This window comes from Mesorhizobium sp. B2-3-6, from assembly GCF_006442305.1.
In the GTDB taxonomy this organism is placed as follows: Bacteria; Pseudomonadota; Alphaproteobacteria; order Rhizobiales; family Rhizobiaceae; genus Mesorhizobium.
The window spans coordinates 1-17,312 of the sequence record NZ_VFVW01000004.1; the positions used below are offsets into that span (position 1 = coordinate 1).

Here is a 17,312-nt window from a genome sequence, read left to right on the forward strand (position 1 = left end):
CAGACCTACCTACCAGCTCACAATGCCCGCTTCGCCAGGCCGGCCGCGGTCGAGGACAGCGCCTTTGTCGCCGCAGACCCGCAACAACTGGCCCAGATCCTGTGCATCGAGGAGGAGCGCGTCGTTGCCCGCGACAACACGGTCGCCTTCGCGCGGCTGCGATTGCAGCTGCCGCAGAGCCCGATCCGGCATCACTTCGTCAAAGCCACCGTCAAGGTCAGGCACTACCCGGATGGAACCCTGGCGATCTTTCACGGGCCGCGCCGCATTGCTCGCTACAGCTCTGACGGCGCCGCAATCGAAGACACTTGCCCCATCAGGCAAGCCGCGTGAACCGCTTCGACGCCAAAACAGAAGCGGACAGATCATGTGCTACCAAACCGGACAACTTGATTAGCTACCGACATGCCTGGAGATTGCGACTTTCCTGCTGATCCACGACTCCGTTGGCGACGGTCGTCTCATGCGCCGGTCGTGCCGCCTATTCTCCCCACACCGCCATCTCGTTTCCAGCCGGGTCGGCAAAGTGGAACCGCCTGCCGCCCGGAAACGAAAAGATCGGTTTGATGATCGTGCCGCCGGCATTCTCGACGGCTGCCAGCGTCTCTTCCAGATCCTGGGAGTAGAGCACCGGCAACGGCTTGGCGGTGGCGTCGCCGCTGTCGGCCTGGAAACCGCCGTCCAGCCCCTCGCTAAAGGCCGAATAGGTCGGTCCATAGTCGGTGAATGACCAGGCGAAGGCGGCGCTGTAGAAGGCTTTCACACTGTCCAGCGTCGCGCCGGTTGCCGGCATTTCCAGATAGTCGAGTTTCCCGGTGAGCTTCATGATGCACCTCTTCGTTCCCTGTATGTTCTAGTCCTGGGCTGTTGCACTGGCAAGTCCTTTTGCCGCAGCTTTTGCTTAATCGATTGTAGCGGCCAAACGGCTTTGGCGACGCCTTGCCTTTCGCATTGCAGCATCATATCCGTCCAAAGTCGGGATATGGCGGGACTTTCCGTTTCGTCAATCTTTCCAATCTCCTGCAACCGGAGAGCAAAGCATGACCAAGTGGGTTTTCACCTTTGGCGACGGCGCGGCCGAAGGCCGGGCTGGCGACAAGAATCTGTTGGGCGGCAAGGGTGCCAATCTGGCCGAGATGTGTAGCCTTGGCCTGCCGGTGCCGCCGGGCTTCACCATCACGTCGGAGGTCTGCAACGCCTACTATGCCAACGGCCGCGCCTATCCGGCAGGGCTTGAAGCGGACGTCGCCGTGGCGCTGGACCATATCGGCCGGCTCACCGGCCGCCGTTTCGGCGATCCGTCGAAACTGCTGCTTGTGTCGGTGCGCTCCGGCGCCCGCGCCTCGATGCCTGGCATGATGGACACCGTGCTCAATCTCGGCCTCAACGACGAAACCGTCGAGGCGCTGGCCGCCGATTCCGGCGATGCGCGCTTTGCCTATGACAGCTACCGGCGCTTCATCCAGATGTATTCCGATGTCGTCATGGGGCTCGACCACGAGGTGTTCGAGGAGATCCTCGAGGATCAGAAGGCCAGCCTCGGCCATGAACTCGACACGGAACTGACGGCCATCGAGTGGCAAGGCGTCATCGCGCTCTACAAGGCCAAGGTCGAAGAGGAGCTCGGAAAGCCGTTCCCGCAGGATCCGCACGAACAGCTCTGGGGCGCGATCGGTGCCGTGTTCTCGAGTTGGATGAACAACCGCGCCATCACTTACAGGCGCCTGCACGATATTCCCGAAAGCTGGGGCACGGCGGTCAACGTCCAGGCCATGGTGTTCGGCAACATGGGTGAAACTTCGGCCACCGGGGTCGCCTTCACTCGCAATCCGTCGACCGGCGAAAAGCAGCTCTATGGCGAGTTCCTGGTGAATGCGCAGGGTGAGGACGTCGTCGCCGGTATCCGCACGCCGCAGAACATCACCGAGGCGGCTCGCATCGCCGCCGGCTCCGACAAGCCGTCATTGCAGAAACTGATGCCGGACGCCTTCCAGTCCTTCGTCACCATCTCGGACAGGCTGGAAAAGCACTACCGCGACATGCAGGACCTCGAATTCACCATCGAGCGCGGCAAATTGTGGATGTTGCAGACGAGGTCCGGCAAGCGCACCGCCAAGGCGGCGCTGAAGATTGCCGTCGAGATGGCCAGGGACGGCCTGATCTCGAAAGAGGAGGCGGTCGCCCGCATCGATCCCGCCTCGCTCGACCAGCTTCTGCACCCCACCATCGATCCAAAGGCCGCGCGCGACGTCATCGGCGTCGGCCTGCCAGCGTCTCCAGGCGCCGCCACCGGCGAAATCGTCTTTTCCTCCGCGGACGCCGAAGATCTCAAGACACAAGGACGCAAGGCTATCCTGGTGCGTGTCGAGACCAGTCCCGAGGACATCCACGGCATGCATGCGGCGGAGGGCATCCTGACCACGCGCGGCGGCATGACCAGCCATGCCGCGGTCGTGGCGCGCGGCATGGGCAAGCCGTGCGTTTCGGGCGCCGGTTCGCTGCGCGTCGACTATAAGGCAGCTACGCTGATGTCGATGGGGCAGACCTTCCGCAAGGGCGACATCATCACCATCGACGGCGGCAACGGGCAGGTGCTCAAGGGCGCAGTGGCGATGCTCCAGCCTGAGCTTTCCGGCGATTTCGCCGCGATCATGGAATGGGCGGACGCGGTGCGGCGCATGAAGGTGCGCACCAATGCCGAAACCCCGCTCGACGCGCGCATGGCGCGCTCCTTCGGTGCCGAAGGCATCGGCTTGTGCCGCACCGAACACATGTTCTTCGATGGCGCCCGCATTATCGCCATGCGCGAGATGATCCTGGCCGACACCGAAAAGGACCGGCGCGCCGCGCTTGCCAAGTTGCTGCCGATGCAGCGAGCGGATTTCCTGGAGCTGTTCGAGATCATGGCCGGCCTGCCGGTGACCATCCGCCTGCTCGATCCGCCGTTGCACGAATTCCTGCCCAAGACCGAGGCCGAGATAGCCGAAGTCGCGGCGGCGATGAATGTTGCGCCGGACAAGCTCAGGCAGCGCACCGAGGCGCTGCACGAATTCAACCCGATGCTCGGCCATCGCGGCTGCCGGCTTGCGGTGTCCTATCCCGAGATCGCCGAGATGCAGGCGCGCGCCATTTTCGAAGCCGCCGTCGAGGCTGGCCGCAAGGCCGGCGCGCTGGTGGTCCCCGAGATCATGGTGCCGCTGGTCGGGCTTGTGAAGGAACTCGACTATGTCAAGGCGCGCATCGATGCGGTGGCCAAGAGCGTCATGGACGAAAGCGGCGTCAAGATCGACTACCTGACTGGAACCATGATCGAGCTCCCCCGCGCGGCGATCCGCGCCCATGTCATCGCTGAATCGGCCGAGTTCTTCTCTTTCGGCACCAACGACCTGACCCAGACGACATTCGGCATCTCGCGCGACGACGCGGCCTCGTTCCTGGAGACCTATCGCCAGAAAGGCATCATCGAACAGGATCCGTTCGTATCGCTGGACATCCATGGCGTCGGCGAACTGGTGCGCATGGCCGCCGAGAAGGGCAGGGCGACGCGGCCAGGGATCAAGCTCGGCATTTGTGGTGAGCATGGCGGCGATCCGGCCTCGATCCGCTTCTGCGAGGAGGTCGGACTGGACTATGTGTCCTGTTCGCCCTATCGCGTGCCGATCGCCAGGTTGGCGGCCGCGCAGGCGGCCGTTCAGGTGGCAAAGGCGGGCCGCGGCTGAGCGCTTGCCGCCGATCGGAACGAGGAACTGCCGCAAGACGGTGAGATTGTCGCGTCTGGTGCTTTTCTGCTATCCAGCTCTCGATTTTCGCCTTCATGCGGGTCTTGGGATGCCTGCGTTAAACGCCCGATTGGAATTGGATTTGATGCGCCTGCTGCAAAAAAATCTCTGCATTGTCGTCATGTCTTTGGCCGTGGTGTCCAGCGGCCATGCCGCATCCCTGATCGAACCGATCCTGCACATCAAGCGCGATACAGGCGGAGCCGGGCGCGTTGCCTTGACCCTCGATGCCTGTGGCGGACGGACCGACAACCGCATCCTCTCGGCGCTGGTGGAAAACAGGATACCTGCGACCATCTTTGTCACCGGCATCTGGCTGAAGCGGAACGCCGCCGCCGTCGAGATCATGCGGGCGCATCCCGACCTGTTCGAACTGGAAAACCACGGCGGCCGTCACATCCCGGCCGTCGACACGCCGCAGAAGATCTATGGCATACGCAGCGCCGGCAGTCCGGAAGCGGTTCTGGCCGAGGTCGAGTCGGGCGCCGTCGCCTTGGCCGGGACTGGCGAGCCGGCGCCGAAATGGTTTCGTGGCGCGACCGCGGAGTATAGTCCGTCGGCGATCGCCATGATCCGCAAGCTGGGCTTCAAGATCGCCGGCTTCTCGATCAATGGCGATGGCGGATCACTGCTCGGCGCCAGGGAAACCACAAGGCGCATAGGAGCTGCCAAGGACGGCGACGTCATCATCGCCCATATCAACCAGCCGACCCATGCCGCCGGGGAGGGCGTCGTGCAGGGCCTGCTGGCGCTCAAGCAGAAGGGTCTGACCTTCGTGCGGCTCGACGATGCCGAAGGCTTCGGCAATAACGGCACCACCGACTGACCGGCAGGACGGCAGGTCCGGCCTCCTCGTTCGTCCGTTCAGCCTGGCTTGGCTTCGATGCTGACCTTGCTTGCGTAGAACGCGCCGTGGTTGCGGATTTCAGCCATTTCGTCGAAAGGCTGCTCATAGGCCCACATCGCATCCTTGCCTGCCTCGCCGGCAGGCAGCACGCTCCAGTAGCTTGCGTCGCCCTTGTAGGGACAATGGGTGGAGGATTGCGTGCCGCTCAGCTTGTTGAAATCGATGTCTGCGAACGGGATGTAAAAGGCGGCCGGATAGGGCGCTTCCGTCAGCACCTTGGCGTTCGTCGAGGAGGCGATAACAGTGTCGCCTGCACGCACGGTGACGGTGCCCTTATACGGTTCGACGGTGATGACCTTATCGGGATTGCGCTGGAAGCCGGGTGCCGGGTTGGCGATCTTGTCCATGCTGTTTCTCCTCGTCTCAACTTTAAGTGTGTCGACGAGGTGGTTTGCGCAAGGGCGACTGTCGCCGGCAATTCCGCAATCGGTCTCCAGCCGTAGGCGCTACCGACGGCATTTTTAGCGAAGACCTTGTCCGGCGAGGCTCAGGCGGCGGTTCTGAACGCGTCCATCAGGCCGGCATAGGCGGCCGCGATACCGGCCACGGGATTGCTGCTCCTGGATGCGGTCTCGACTTTCAAGTGGCCGCCGCCGGTCGGCAAGGTGAGCAGCAGGAATTGACGATTGCCGCCATCGCCCACGGACGCCGCGGCGACGTGCTCGCCTTCCCCTTCGCTCTGAACGCACATCTTGAACAGCAGCGTGCCGCCCACCGCTTCGAGCGCACCGCCGACAACTTCAACAAATTCATCTTCGGAAACAGTCTTTGTGTCCGGCACCAGATCGCCCAGGCTTTCGGCAAGCGTGCTTTCCAGTGCCTTATCGTCGAGCTGCGTGTCCATGCGAACCTCTTTCAGTCGCCAATCGCACCCCTTTGCCCATTAACGAAACTTAATGCCGACGATGGCCGGATTGTGGCGGATTCTCCTCTCGGTCGAGTAATTTAGACTTCTCTGATATAATGGATTTCAAGGCCGCCGGTCCTATGACATGAGCGCCAGGCATTCGGACCTCCAAGAAAAGACACGACTCGATCGCTTGCCTGCGCGACCGGCATTCGGATTTCGTTCGCCACCGGCGGTGGCTGGACAATCCACCGGTTCGCTTCACAATGGCAACAAAAGCGAGGAGCGTAAGGGAGGAACGAATGCTGGGGCTGATGCAGGAATGGCCGCTTCTTTGCCATAAGCTTATCGACAACGCAGAGCGGCAGCATGGCGCGCGAGAGATCGTATCGCGCTCGATCGAAGGTCCGATCGTGCGCACAACCTACGCCAGCATCCACCGTCGCGCCCTGAAGGTCTCCCAGCGCCTGGAGCGTGACGGCTATCGGCTGGGCGACCGCATTGCGACGCTGGCCTGGAACACGGCGCGCCACATCGAGGCCTGGTATGGCATCATGGGCATCGGCGCGATCTATCATACGCTCAACCCGCGGCTGTTTCCCGAGCAGATCGTCTGGATCATGAACCATGCCGAAGACAAGGCGGTCTTTGTCGACCTGACTTTCCTCCCTTTGCTCGAGAAGATCGCCGGCGCGGTCAAGTCCCTGAAACAGGTGATCGTGCTGACCGACAGGGCGCATCTGCCGCAGACCATGCTGCCCAACGTCGTTGCCTACGAGGAATGGCTCGACGAGGCCGATGGCGATTTCGCCTGGAAAAGCTTCGACGAAGGCACCGCCGCCGGCATGTGCTATACGTCTGGAACCACTGGCGATCCAAAGGGCGTCGTCTACAGTCACCGCTCGAATGTCCTGCACGCCATGATCGCCGCCATGCCCGACGCGATGGGCCTGTCTTCGCGCGACACGATCCTGCCGGTGGTTCCGATGTTCCACGCCAATGCCTGGGGCCTTGGCCAGAGCGCACCGATGATCGGCGCCAAGCTTGTCATGCCGGGCTGCAAGATGGACGGCGCCTCCATTTATGAATTGCTCGACACCGAGAAAGTAACCTTCAGTGCCGCCGTGCCGACCGTGTGGATGATGCTGCTGCAATATCTGGAGGAGACCGGCAGGAAGCTGCCCTACCTCAACAAGGTCGTCATCGGCGGCTCGTCATGCCCACGCATCATCACCAAGAAATTCCAGGACAATTACGATGTCCAGGTCGTCCACGCCTGGGGCATGACCGAAATGTCGCCGCTCGGCACACTGTGTACGCTGAAGCCGGACTATGAAAGCCTTCAGGGTGACGCCCGGCTCGATGTCCAGGGCAAGCAGGGTTACCCGCCCTTCGGCGTCGAGATGAAGGTGACGGACGACGACGGCAACGCGCTGCCTTGGGACGGCAAGACATTCGGGCGGCTGAAGGTGCGCGGCCCCGCGGTGGCCAGCGCCTACTACGGCGGCGCCGGCTCGGAGCAGTTCGACGAGGACGGCTGGTTCGATACCGGGGATGTCGCCCACATCGACGCTGGCGGCTATATGCAGATCACCGATCGCGCCAAGGACGTCATCAAGTCCGGCGGCGAATGGATTTCGACCATCGACCTGGAGAATCTGGCCGTCGGCCATCCCGATGTCGCCGAGGCAGCCGCCATTGGCGTCCCTCATTCGAAATGGGGCGAGCGGCCTTTGCTGGTGGTTGTCCGCAAGCCGGGGAAGGAACCGACCAAAACCGATATCCTTGGTTTTCTCGACGGTAAGGTGGCCAAATGGTGGATACCCGACGACGTCGCTTTCGTCGGCGAAATTCCGCACACCGCCACCGGCAAGATCCAGAAGATCACCTTGCGCCAGCAATTCAGCGACTATCGCTTGCCGACGGATTGACGGGATATTGCGTGTCTCGGCCTGATGCGGTCGTAAAAGGACAGTGCAGCGACGTGCACCTTTCCGGCAGGGCACGATAGCATTTCCAACTGGCGCACGATCTTCCTCGAAAATCGATTCCGATTTTGGTGGCCATGCGCTAAGTCTTCTTCGGCTTGGGATGACGCAGAGAAACATGGTCAGCATTTCGGAACGGCAAACGTCGAAGGCTGCCGGATGGTCGCGGCGCACCGCTGCTTTTTCGGCGGTGCTTTTGCTGACCGTGTTCGTCGGCCATTATTTCAACCTCGTTGAAACGCCGGTGTTCCTGTGGGTGTTGGCTATCGTCGCGCTGTTGGCGGCGCTGGCGCTGCTGTTCGCCGGATTTGCCTTCTCGAGGGTGTGGAATTTTGGCGACTATGGCGGCCGCGACATCACGGTCGGCGTCTTGCTGGCAGTGCTGGTGCTGACCCCCTATGGCATCGCCGCCTATTGGGCGACAATCTTTCCGCCGCTCAGGGATATTTCGACCGATTTCGACGAACCGCCGGCACTCGACGTCACCGGTCGCACGAAGGACATGAACGTGCTCTCGCCGCCGACGCCCGGCGAGCAGCGGTTGCAGACCGACAGCTATCCGCTTGTCACCGCGCGCAGCTACGACCTGCCGTTCGAGACCGTCGTCACTGCCGTTGAAACCGTGCTCGACCGCCGCAATTGGGATCTTACCGGACCCTATCCCGAACTCGCCGGGCAAAGCGACGTGACGATTACCGCTGTCGCCAGGAGCTTCGTGTTGGGCCTCCCCGCAGACGTGGCAATTCGCATCACGGACGACGGGGATACGGTTCTCGTCGACATGCGGTCGGCTTCCCGCTACGGCCGCTACGACCTCGGCGACAACGCTGCGCGCATCACCGACTTTCTGGCGGAGTTGGACCAGGAAGTCGCCGGCCAGGTCGGCGCGGCTCCGGCCGAATAGATGCTCGGGCCTAAGGGGCTGGCCTAAAAATGCCGTCTATGGCCGGCGCGGCGTCTGTCGCGACCAGGCCGCGCGCCACCAGATCCTCCAGATGGGCAAGCACCGACAACCCGGCGGCGCCATGCAGCCGCGGGTCGGTATCCCTGTAGATCGCCTTGACCATGTCTGCGATCGTGCGGTCGCCCGCGCGGATCCGCTCCAATATGGCCCGTTCGCGCATTTTGCGATGGGTCTTCAATCCGCGCATGAAGCCTCGCGGTGCCGTCACCGGCCCGCCGTGGCCGGGCAGCAGCAGGCGGTCACCGCGTTCGATCAGCCGGTCCAGCGAGGCCATGTAGTCCGCCATCGCCCCGTCCGGCGGCGCGACGATGGAGGTCGCCCACGCCATGACGTGGTCGGCCGAAAACAGGATGCCGGTGCCCTCCAGCGCGAATGCCGCGTGGTTGGCGGTATGGCCGGGGGTCAGGACCGTGCGGATTGCCCAGCCGTCGCTGGCGACCAGCGCGCCGTCCGGCAGCGCGAGATCGGGAACGAAAGCGGTATCGGCGCTGGCATCGAGCGCGTTGATCTCGCCAATATGCAATGGCCTTGCCGGCCGGTGCGGCCCTTCCGCCATCACCTGGGCTCCGGTCTCCTGCTTCAGCCGTGCCGCCAGCGGTGAATGGTCGCGATGCGTGTGGCTGACGAAGATGTGGCTGACCGGCCTGCCGGCGATGACGTCGAGCAAGGTGCGAAGGTGAGCTTCGTCATCCGGCCCCGGATCGATCACTGCCAGCGTATCGCGTCCGACGATGTAGCTGTTGGTGCCGTGAAAGGTGAAGGGACTTGGATTTCGGGCCGTGACGCGCTGCACGTCGGGCGCGACGCTGACGCCCCCGCCGTAGCAGGGATCGAAGCTGGTATCGAATTCGAGGGCCATGGCGGTGTCGATGCCTGTTGCGGGAATGGCAAAACCGATTGCCGCATAGCACGCAAGCCAATATAGGAAAACGCAAGACCGCGATCATCGGATGGCGGCACTCGGATGGGGAAGACCATGGCAACTGCAACGACGATGCGCCCGCTTGTTTCTCTGGCTCTGCCGCAAGATGGCGCGGCGCGGCTGGCAACGCAGTTCTTCCTGGCGATAGCCGGGACATTGCTCCTGACCCTGTCGGCCAAGACCAAGGTGGTTCTGGGGCCCGTCGATATTTCGATGCAGACGCTCGCCGTCCTGCTGATCGGGGCCGCTTTCGGCCTGCGGCTCGGCGTCGCCACCCTGCTGCTCTATATGGCCGAGGGCGCGATGGGCTTCCCGGTCTTCCAGAGCACGCCGGAAAAGGGAATCGGCATTGCCTACATGCTCGGCTCGACCGGCGGCTATCTCGCCGGCTTCGTGGTCATGGCGGCGATCGCCGGCTGGGCCGCCGATCGCGGCTGGGATCGCCATCCGATCAAGCTTTTCAACGCGATGCTGGTTGCCGAGTTCGTCATGATGGCCATGGGCTTTGCCTGGCTGGCGATGCTCATCGGTCCGGAAAAATCCTGGCAGTTCGGCGTCGTGCCGTTCATCGTCGGTGATCTGATCAAGGTTGCTCTGGCCGCAAGCCTGGTGCCAGCCGTCTGGTCGCTGCTGAAGCGCTCCTGAATTTAAACGAGGTTCCGGGGAAGTACCTGGTCATTGGTCCGGGTCGGACAGATGTGACTGGCAGGTCGTGCCCAAGCAGTCAGCCAGTCACCAGTGATACGAACATCCATTTACCTTCATGCGTCCAGACATTCTCGACGGCCGGCAGTAAGCCTATCTATTAGCGATAGCTTTTAAACCGCATTCAGCGACGCGATTGATAAAAAATCCTGCCGATTGCTACAGTGTAAATAGATACTTGCTGGTATCGTTACAGTGTCGTAGCTCTTGATCTTCGACTGAGTCGAACAGCCAGTAGCGACAGGCCCGATTTCGCTTTGCGAAGGAACGGCCAAGCCAAGCGCATTATTGCCATGGCAATCGCGGACATGGCAGCTTCGAGGGGGGAAGAAGTTGAATGTCGCAACATCAACTCTTGTCGGAAGCCGGCACTTCCTGTTCAGAATTCGCTTTCAACTTATTGGCGGACTGACGTTCGCGATCGTGGCGCCGGCCCTCATCCGGATCGCCTTCAAACCCGATGCGGTCTACGTCGCCAATCTCCAGGTAACCGTCGCTGCCGCGGTCATTGCGCATGTGGCAGGCTTCCTTGCCTATCGGCGTATCGGGAATTTCCCCGGCGTGGCCGCTGCCAGCTACATCCTGCCGACGTTTGTGCTGTCCTACGGGCTTGTTTTCCTGACTATTTTCTTTTTTCGTTTCGAGTACAGCCGGTTTCAGGCGGCTGCCAGCTTCACCCAGTCCACGCTCTGGTATTTTGGCCTGAGCCTCATAACGCGGCATCTCGAACCGTACCGGCTGGTCGTCATTCCCGGCGGGGACGTAGAGCGCCTAAGGACACTGCCAGGAGTGCACTGGTTCTGGATCACTTCGCCTGGCACCGTCATCGAACGGGCGAATGGCGTGGTTGTCGATCTGCGGGCCGACCTTGACGCCGAATGGGAACGATACATCGCGGACCGGGCTCTTTCGGGCACGCCGGTCTACCACGTCAAGCAGGTCAGCGAGTCGCTGACCGGCCGCGTCGAGATCGAACACCTGTCGGAAAACACGCTCGGCTCGCTCAATCCGAACCAGGCCTATCTCAAGATCAAGCAGGCAATCGACTGGATCTCCGCGCTTGTCATGGTCGTGGCTCTTTCACCTTTCGTGGTGCTGATCGCGCTGCTGATCCGGCTGGACTCGGAGGGCCCGGTGCTGTTTCGCCAGCCCCGCATTGGCTACAGGGGCCGGATCTACACGGTCTACAAGTTTCGCTCGATGAGGCAGCAAGCCGGCATTGGCAGCGACAAGGACAAGGCGATTACGAAACGTGACGACGATCGCATCACCCGGATAGGGCGTTTTTTACGCAAGTTCAGGATCGACGAGCTGCCGCAGGCCATCAACATCCTGCGCGGCGAAATGAGTTGGATCGGGCCACGGCCCGAGGCTGTCGTCCTGTCGCACTGGTATGAGGCGGAATTGCCGTTCTATCGCTACCGGCACATCGTCAGGCCAGGTGTGAGCGGGTGGGCGCAAGTAAACCAGGGGCATGTCGCGGCGGTCGACGATGTGATGGAGAAATTACACTACGATTTTTACTACATAAAGAACTTCTCGCCTTGGCTTGATGTTCTCATCACCCTCAGAACCATAAAGACGATGATTACCGGCCATGGTGCGCGATAGCGGAGGCCGTGGCTGATTAAGGTTTGCCGGATAGGAAGCAAATGGACCTCGGCTCCAGGAAAATAGCTGTCATCGGGCTTGGCTATGTGGGTTTGCCGCTGGCGGTGGCCCTCGGAGCGATCAGGGACGTCGTCGGCTTCGACATCAGCCAATCGCGTGTGGATGCGCTGAGGTGTGGCGAGGATCACACGCTTGAGGCCAGCAGAGATGAAATCGACGCCGCCACGCGGCTGCGGTTCACCAGCGACAAGGTCGATCTGCGGGATTGCGGAGTTTTCATCGTCACTGTCCCCACTCCGATCGACAGGGCCAACCGGCCGGACCTGAAGCCCCTTGTCATGGCGTCCGCCACGGTCGGCGAGGTGATCTCCCCCGGTGCGGTGGTAATCTTTGAATCGACCGTCTATCCCGGCTGTACGCAAGAGGTGTGTGCGCCGCTGATCGAGAAACATTCCGGTCTGCGCTACAACGAAGACTTCTTCCTGGGCTACAGTCCTGAGCGCATCAACCCCGGCGACCGCGAGCACCGGCTGCAGACGATCGTCAAGGTCACCAGCGGCTCCACGCCGGAGGTGGCGGACGCTATCGACGCGCTCTATGCCTCGATCGTTCCCGCCGGCACGCACCGTGCCTCGAGCATCGCGGTCGCCGAGGCAGCCAAGGTCATCGAGAACACGCAACGCGATCTCAATATCGCCTTGATGAACGAATTGTCGCTGATCTTCGGCAAACTGGGCATCGACACGTCGGAGGTGCTGGAAGCGGCCGGCACCAAATGGAATTTCCTGCGCTTCAGCCCTGGTCTCGTCGGCGGCCACTGCATAGGCGTCGATCCCTATTATCTGACCCACAAGGCTCAAGAACTCGGCTATCATCCCGAGGTGATTCTTGCCGGTCGCCGCATCAACGACGGCATGGGCCGGCATGCAGCGGACCAGACGGCCCGCCTTATGATGCGCAAGGGCATACCTGTCGTTGGCAGCCGGATTCTGGTCATGGGCGCGGCCTTCAAGGAAAACTGTCCGGACTTGAGAAACTCCAAGGTCGCCGACATTGTCGCGCAGCTGAGGCAGTACAATGCCGGCATCGATATCTGGGATCCTTGGGTCGATGCGCAGGAATGCGCGCGCGCCTTTGGCGTAACGAGCTTTAAAGAGATGCCCGCCGCGCGTTACGATGGCGTTGTCGTCGCCGTGGGGCACGGGCAGTTTCACACCCTGGGCGTTGCCGGTCTTCGGGCGCTTTGCAAGGACCCTAGCGTCGTCTACGACATCAAGGGTCTGTTCCCCAGGGATGTTACGGACGGGCGGTTCTGATGAAGGTTCTGGTCACCGGCGCTGCCGGCTTCATAGGCTATCACGTCGCCAGGCGGCTGCTCGAACGCGGCGACGAGGTCGTCGGCATAGACAGCATCAACGACTACTATGATCCGCAGATCAAGCAGGCGCGGCTGCGGCTTCTGGCCGAAGCAAGCCGCAACACCAATGCGGGCTACCATTTCATCCACGGTAATCTCGCAGAGCGAAACGTGGTGGACGGCTGCTTTGCCGATCACGCCTTCGACAGGGTGATCCATCTCGCCGCCCAGGCCGGCGTCCGCTACAGCCTTGAAAACCCGCACGCCTATGTCGAGAGCAACATTATCGCCTACGCCAACATGCTGGAGGCCTGCCGCAACAGCCGTGTCGGCCACCTGACCTATGCCAGCACGTCGAGCGTCTATGGCGCCAATACCGACATGCCGTTTTCCGAGCATCGCCCGGCCGACCATCCGCTGCAGTTCTACGCCGCAACCAAGCGCGCCAACGAGCTGATGGCGCACAGCTACAGCCACCTATTCGGGCTGCCGACCACGGGCTTGCGTTTCTTCACAGTGTACGGCCCTTGGGGGCGTCCCGACATGGCGCTGTTCCTGTTCACCAGGAACATCCTGGCCGGCGAGCCGATCAAGCTGTTCAACAACGGCAACCACACACGCGACTTCACCTACGTCGAAGACATCGCCGAAGGCGTGATCCGCACCAGCGACAGCCCCGCCGCGGCTAACCCCGCCTGGGATTCCGGTCATCCGGATCCTGCGACGAGCAGCGCGCCTTGGCGCATTTTCAACATCGGCAACAACAACCCGGTGAAGCTGACCGCCTATGTCGAGGCGCTTGAAAACGCGCTTGGCCGCAAGGCCATCGTGGAGCTCTTGCCGCTGCAGGCCGGCGACGTGCCTGACACTTTCGCCGATACTTCGGCGCTGCAGGCGGCGGTCGGCTATCGTCCCGGCACGTCCGTGACGGAGGGCGTCGGGCGGTTCGTCGAATGGTACCAGGCCTATTTTGAGCGGAGGTAGGGGGAGGTCACGTCTTGTCCACGAAATCGATGACGGGATAGCGTCTTTGCTGCGGGGTTTTGTTCGCACGAACGTGGCGGTCTCAGAGTGTCTGGACCGAGCCTTGCCGCTACGGCTGCGCGTGGATGGCAACCACGCCTTTGCTGCGGAAATCGCACCGGTGCTCTTTACACCTAACGCACTGGTCTATGATCTGGGCGGAGGAGCAAGGCCGCTTGTAAGCCTAGCCGAGAAGCGTCGTCTGGGGCTGGTTGTCGTCGGAGTGGACCGCGATGCCAAGGAACTGTCGAAGGCTCCGGGCGAGATCTATGACGAGCGGATCGAGGCGGACCTTACTTCGTTCAGGGGGAAGGGAGATGCCGATCTGGTCATATGCCAGGCCACTCTGGAGCACGTCCGCGACGGCGAAGGCGCATTTCGCGGCATTGCCAGCTGCGTAAGGCCGGGCGGCACGGTCGCCATTTTCTCGCCTTCACGCAACGCCGTTTTCGCCAGGCTCAATCGGGTCTTGCCCGAGGCGATCAAGCGTCGCCTGCTGTTTGCGGTCTATCCGGACAAGGGCAGGGGGCACGACGGCTTCCCAGCCTTCTATGACAGATGCCTGCCGAGCGAGGTGGAAAGGATCGCAGCGCAAAATGGCCTGGAGCTTGTCCAGCGTCATCTGTTCTGGAGGAGTTCATACTTCTATGCTTTCGTGCCGGCCTTCCTTGTCTGGCGCCTCTGGCTAGGTCTCTCGGCTCTTCTCATCGGGAAGGATGCGGCTGAAACCTACGCCTATGTCTTTCGGCGAAGACATTGATCACCCGAAGATATTCTCCGCTTTCGTGGACCCGAGTGCGACGGCTGTCTCCCCGGTATCCGGGTGGAGCATCGCTCATCGCGCACGGTCAGGCGCAAGCAAAAAAGCTTTCGCCGTGACCGGCCAGGAAAGGTGGCGAACCGAGTGACGTGCACGCGCCAAGACAAGAGATCACCAAGCAGCCCAGACGCTCGGATTGCTATCTTCATTCCCTCTCTTCGTGCTGGCGGCACCGAGCGGGCAATGCTCACCCTGGCCAGCGAATTTGGCCGGCGCGGCTTGCCGATCGATCTGGTGCTTGGGTGTGCGACGGGCGAGTATCTCGCTTTGGTTCCGAAGACGATAAGGATACAGGACCTCCGGGCCTCGCGGTTGCTGTTTTCCGTATTGGCTTTGATCCGGTATTTGAGGCGGGAGCAGCCGCGAGTGATGCTGACGGCGTTACCCCATGCCAATATCGTGGGCATCGTCTCGTCCATGCTCTCGCTGCGCCGGACACCGATCGTGATATCGGAAAGGAGCAATCTTTCCAGGACCGTCGCCGATACGAAGCTGGTTCGTGAGAAGTTCCTGCCATTCCTCATGCGGCTGACCTATGGTCGTGCCGACACGATCATCACTGTATCGCATGGCGTCGCGGAAGACCTGATCCAGAGCATCGGGGTCGACCGGAATTCCGTCAAAACGATCTACAATCCCCTGGACATCAAACATGTTGAAGAGCAGGCGGATGAACCGCTCGATCATCCTTTCGCGGTCGAGGATGGCAGGGTTTTGTTGGTGGCCGTTGGGCGGCTTGATTTCGCAAAGGACCATGCCACGCTCATAAGCAGCTTCGCGCGGATTGCGAGGAAGAGACCCGTCAAATTGGCCATTGTCGGGGAAGGACCGCTGCGGGGATCGCTTCAAACCCTGATCGACGAACTCGAGCTGAATTCTTCGGTCGCTCTGGTCGGCTTTTCGAAGAATCCGTATCCGTGGATGCGGCGGGCAGCGTTGTTTCTTCAATCCTCCCGCAGGGAGGGATTTCCAAACACGATCATCGAAGCAATGGCTTGCGGGACCAACGTGGTGAGCACCAACTGCGAAAGCGGTCCGGCCGAGATACTCGAGGACGGCAAGTGGGGGCGTCTCGCCGCGGTCGGAGATGCCCAGGGTTTTGCGGCAGAAGTGATGGCCGCCCTTGATGAAGCTGATCCTCCAGACGTCAGGCGTCGGGCGCGGGATTTCAGTGTCGAAAAGGTGGCCGACGCCTACCTGCTCGCGATGGGTGTCGATCCCACGAACGCCGTGGGGAAGGAGCGGTCGTATTAAGATCCTGCACGTCATCACCGGACTTGAGAACGGCGGCGCCGAGGCAGCGCTATACCGCCTGTGCACGGCCGAGCGCAGCCATTCCCATTTTGTCGTCTCGCTTTCGGGTGACGGAAAATATGGCCCGTTGCTTCGCGCGGCCAAAATACCGCTCGCCTGCCTGGCGATGCCAAAGGGAAGGTTGAGTCTCAAGGGGCTCGCCTCGCTCAGGCGCGTGTTCTCGACCTATCGGCCGGACGTGGTTCAGTGCTGGATGTATCACGCCAACCTCGTCGGAGGCGTCCTGGCGCGGCTTGGCGGCATCAGCCCGGTTCTTTGGGGGATGCACAATTGCGGACTGGATCCGCGGGCGGCCTCCTTTACGACCAGGACAGTGGACAGGATATGCGCTCTCATATCCGGTATCATCCCGGCTCGGATTGTCAGTTGCTCGCAAAATGCATCGCGGTGCCACATCCATGCAGGATATTCGAGCTCGAACTGGACGATCATACCGAATGGCTACGATCTGGCCGTGTTCGAGCCGGACGACCGGGCGCGCGCGCGGCTCCGTCGGGATTGGTCGATAGGTGATGGCCAGTTCGTTATCGGAAACGTCGCTCGCTGGCATCCCGACAAGGACCACCAGAATCTCTTCGCTGCCCTGTCCAGGCTGTCGATGCACAAGAGCCTTCCCTTCAAATGTGTTCTTGCCGGCCCGGGTATGACGGCTGAAAACACTGCGCTTGTCGTGCTGTTGGAGCGCTATGATGTTCGCCACAAGGTGAAGCTTCTCGGGCCGAGCGACGACATTGCCGGTTTGATGAATGCATTCGACATTCATGTGCTGGCCTCCAGCAGCGAAGCCTTTCCGAACGTGGTTGCCGAGGCGATGGCATGCGGCACGCCATGCGTGGGGACGGACGTCGGGGACATCGCGATGCTTGTCGGCAACACGGGATTGATCGTTCCGCCGCGGAACCCTGACGCGTTATCGCGTTCCATCGAGATTATGGCTTCGGAAATTCAGGATACCCGGTCTTGGGCGAGCAGGCGGCAAGCATGTCGCGACCGCATCGCTGCGGATTTCTCGCTTGAGCGGATGGCGCACTCGTATGGCTTGCTGTGGGAGAAATCGTCCCTGGGCCGCTAAGGG

General features: G+C 61.6%; 16 protein-coding genes. 12 read left to right on the top strand and 4 right to left on the bottom strand.

The features are described 5' to 3' along the window. Positions 1–333 (top strand): hypothetical protein (locus FJ953_RS12610; RefSeq protein WP_210242377.1); only part of this gene is annotated, 333 nt, incomplete at its 5' end. Positions 334–481: 148 nt separating this feature from the next. Here the strand turns inward: FJ953_RS12610 and FJ953_RS12615 are convergent. Next, on the bottom strand, positions 482–826 hold the full coding sequence (locus FJ953_RS12615) for a VOC family protein (protein ID WP_140624465.1): 345 nt from the start codon (positions 824–826) through the stop codon (positions 482–484). 214 nt (positions 827–1,040) lie between these two features. Between FJ953_RS12615 and ppdK the strand changes: the two genes are divergently transcribed. Both ppdK and FJ953_RS12625 read left to right on the top strand, forming a co-directional pair. Then, the gene (ppdK, locus tag FJ953_RS12620; RefSeq protein ID WP_140520797.1) at positions 1,041–3,719 is read left to right on the top strand and encodes a pyruvate, phosphate dikinase; all 2,679 of its coding nucleotides are present in this window, start codon (positions 1,041–1,043) and stop codon (positions 3,717–3,719) included. 145 nt (positions 3,720–3,864) lie between these two features. Beyond that, complete coding sequence (locus FJ953_RS12625) at positions 3,865–4,605, top strand: polysaccharide deacetylase family protein (protein WP_140520796.1); 741 nt, start codon at positions 3,865–3,867, stop codon at positions 4,603–4,605. A gap of 38 nt (positions 4,606–4,643) precedes the next feature. Here FJ953_RS12625 and FJ953_RS12630 read toward each other — a convergent pair whose 3' ends face one another. Next, positions 4,644–5,033, bottom strand: a complete 390-nt coding sequence (locus tag FJ953_RS12630; RefSeq protein ID WP_140520795.1) for a DUF427 domain-containing protein — start codon at positions 5,031–5,033, stop codon at positions 4,644–4,646. Positions 5,034–5,173: 140 nt separating this feature from the next. After that, positions 5,174–5,530 (bottom strand): hypothetical protein, encoded by a 357-nt coding sequence (locus FJ953_RS12635; RefSeq protein WP_140551013.1) that lies wholly within the window; start codon positions 5,528–5,530, stop codon positions 5,174–5,176. A 305-nt stretch (positions 5,531–5,835) separates the two neighbouring features. On the opposite strand from FJ953_RS12635, the gene FJ953_RS12640 reads away from it, so the two are divergent. Together FJ953_RS12640 and FJ953_RS12645 are read left to right on the top strand one after the other, a co-directional pair. Next, the gene (locus FJ953_RS12640) at positions 5,836–7,464 is read left to right on the top strand and encodes a fatty-acid--CoA ligase (protein WP_140624466.1); all 1,629 of its coding nucleotides are present in this window, start codon (positions 5,836–5,838) and stop codon (positions 7,462–7,464) included. A gap of 175 nt (positions 7,465–7,639) precedes the next feature. Beyond that, positions 7,640–8,425, top strand: a complete 786-nt coding sequence (locus FJ953_RS12645; RefSeq protein ID WP_140494907.1) for a DUF1499 domain-containing protein — start codon at positions 7,640–7,642, stop codon at positions 8,423–8,425. A 10-nt stretch (positions 8,426–8,435) separates the two neighbouring features. On the opposite strand, the gene FJ953_RS12650 is transcribed toward FJ953_RS12645, so the two are convergent. Further along, positions 8,436–9,344 carry an MBL fold metallo-hydrolase gene (locus FJ953_RS12650; protein WP_140520793.1) on the bottom strand — a complete coding sequence of 303 codons (909 nt, stop codon included), beginning with the start codon at positions 9,342–9,344 and terminating at the stop codon, positions 8,436–8,438. A gap of 117 nt (positions 9,345–9,461) precedes the next feature. Between FJ953_RS12650 and FJ953_RS12655 the strand changes: the two genes are divergently transcribed. The 7 genes from FJ953_RS12655 to FJ953_RS30840 all read left to right on the top strand — a co-directional run bounded on the left by FJ953_RS12655 (position 9,462) and on the right by FJ953_RS30840 (position 17,309). Next, positions 9,462–10,052 carry a biotin transporter BioY gene (locus FJ953_RS12655; RefSeq protein ID WP_140520792.1) on the top strand — a complete coding sequence of 197 codons (591 nt, stop codon included), beginning with the start codon at positions 9,462–9,464 and terminating at the stop codon, positions 10,050–10,052. A gap of 393 nt (positions 10,053–10,445) precedes the next feature. Continuing rightward, entirely contained in the window at positions 10,446–11,723 is a 1,278-nt protein-coding gene (locus FJ953_RS12660; RefSeq protein ID WP_140624467.1) for a sugar transferase, read from the top strand. A 41-nt stretch (positions 11,724–11,764) separates the two neighbouring features. Beyond that, positions 11,765–13,039, top strand: coding sequence for a nucleotide sugar dehydrogenase (locus tag FJ953_RS12665; RefSeq protein WP_140624468.1), 1,275 nt, complete (start codon positions 11,765–11,767; stop codon positions 13,037–13,039). After that, complete coding sequence (locus FJ953_RS12670; protein ID WP_140514855.1) at positions 13,039–14,064, top strand: NAD-dependent epimerase; 1,026 nt, start codon at positions 13,039–13,041, stop codon at positions 14,062–14,064. Before FJ953_RS12665 ends, FJ953_RS12670 begins: the two co-directional genes overlap by 1 nt. 103 nt (positions 14,065–14,167) lie before the next feature. Beyond that, positions 14,168–14,863: a methyltransferase domain-containing protein gene (locus FJ953_RS12675; protein WP_181168414.1), complete on the top strand. Its 696-nt coding sequence runs from the start codon at positions 14,168–14,170 to the stop codon at positions 14,861–14,863. Positions 14,864–15,007: 144 nt separating this feature from the next. Then, on the top strand, positions 15,008–16,177 hold the full coding sequence (locus tag FJ953_RS12680; RefSeq protein ID WP_281405120.1) for a glycosyltransferase: 1,170 nt from the start codon (positions 15,008–15,010) through the stop codon (positions 16,175–16,177). Beyond that, the gene (locus tag FJ953_RS30840; protein ID WP_246674818.1) at positions 16,059–17,309 is read left to right on the top strand and encodes a glycosyltransferase; all 1,251 of its coding nucleotides are present in this window, start codon (positions 16,059–16,061) and stop codon (positions 17,307–17,309) included. Before FJ953_RS12680 ends, FJ953_RS30840 begins: the two co-directional genes overlap by 119 nt. Positions 17,310–17,312 lie beyond the last annotated feature (3 nt).

Excerpts from the sequence above, each read along its gene's own strand:
- FJ953_RS12615 (WP_140624465.1), bottom strand. The coding sequence starts at position 826 with ATGAAGCTCACCGGGAAACTCGACTATCTGGAAATGCCGGCAACCGGC.
- ppdK (WP_140520797.1), top strand. The coding sequence starts at position 1,041 with ATGACCAAGTGGGTTTTCACCTTTGGCGACGGCGCGGCCGAAGGCCGG.
- FJ953_RS12625 (WP_140520796.1), top strand. The coding sequence starts at position 3,865 with ATGCGCCTGCTGCAAAAAAATCTCTGCATTGTCGTCATGTCTTTGGCC.
- FJ953_RS12630 (WP_140520795.1), bottom strand. The coding sequence starts at position 5,033 with ATGGACAAGATCGCCAACCCGGCACCCGGCTTCCAGCGCAATCCCGAT.
- FJ953_RS12635 (WP_140551013.1), bottom strand. The coding sequence starts at position 5,530 with ATGGACACGCAGCTCGACGATAAGGCACTGGAAAGCACGCTTGCCGAA.
- FJ953_RS12640 (WP_140624466.1), top strand. The coding sequence starts at position 5,836 with ATGCTGGGGCTGATGCAGGAATGGCCGCTTCTTTGCCATAAGCTTATC.
- FJ953_RS12645 (WP_140494907.1), top strand. The coding sequence starts at position 7,640 with ATGGTCAGCATTTCGGAACGGCAAACGTCGAAGGCTGCCGGATGGTCG.
- FJ953_RS12650 (WP_140520793.1), bottom strand. The coding sequence starts at position 9,344 with ATGGCCCTCGAATTCGATACCAGCTTCGATCCCTGCTACGGCGGGGGC.
- FJ953_RS12655 (WP_140520792.1), top strand. The coding sequence starts at position 9,462 with ATGGCAACTGCAACGACGATGCGCCCGCTTGTTTCTCTGGCTCTGCCG.
- FJ953_RS12665 (WP_140624468.1), top strand. The coding sequence starts at position 11,765 with ATGGACCTCGGCTCCAGGAAAATAGCTGTCATCGGGCTTGGCTATGTG.
- FJ953_RS12670 (WP_140514855.1), top strand. The coding sequence starts at position 13,039 with ATGAAGGTTCTGGTCACCGGCGCTGCCGGCTTCATAGGCTATCACGTC.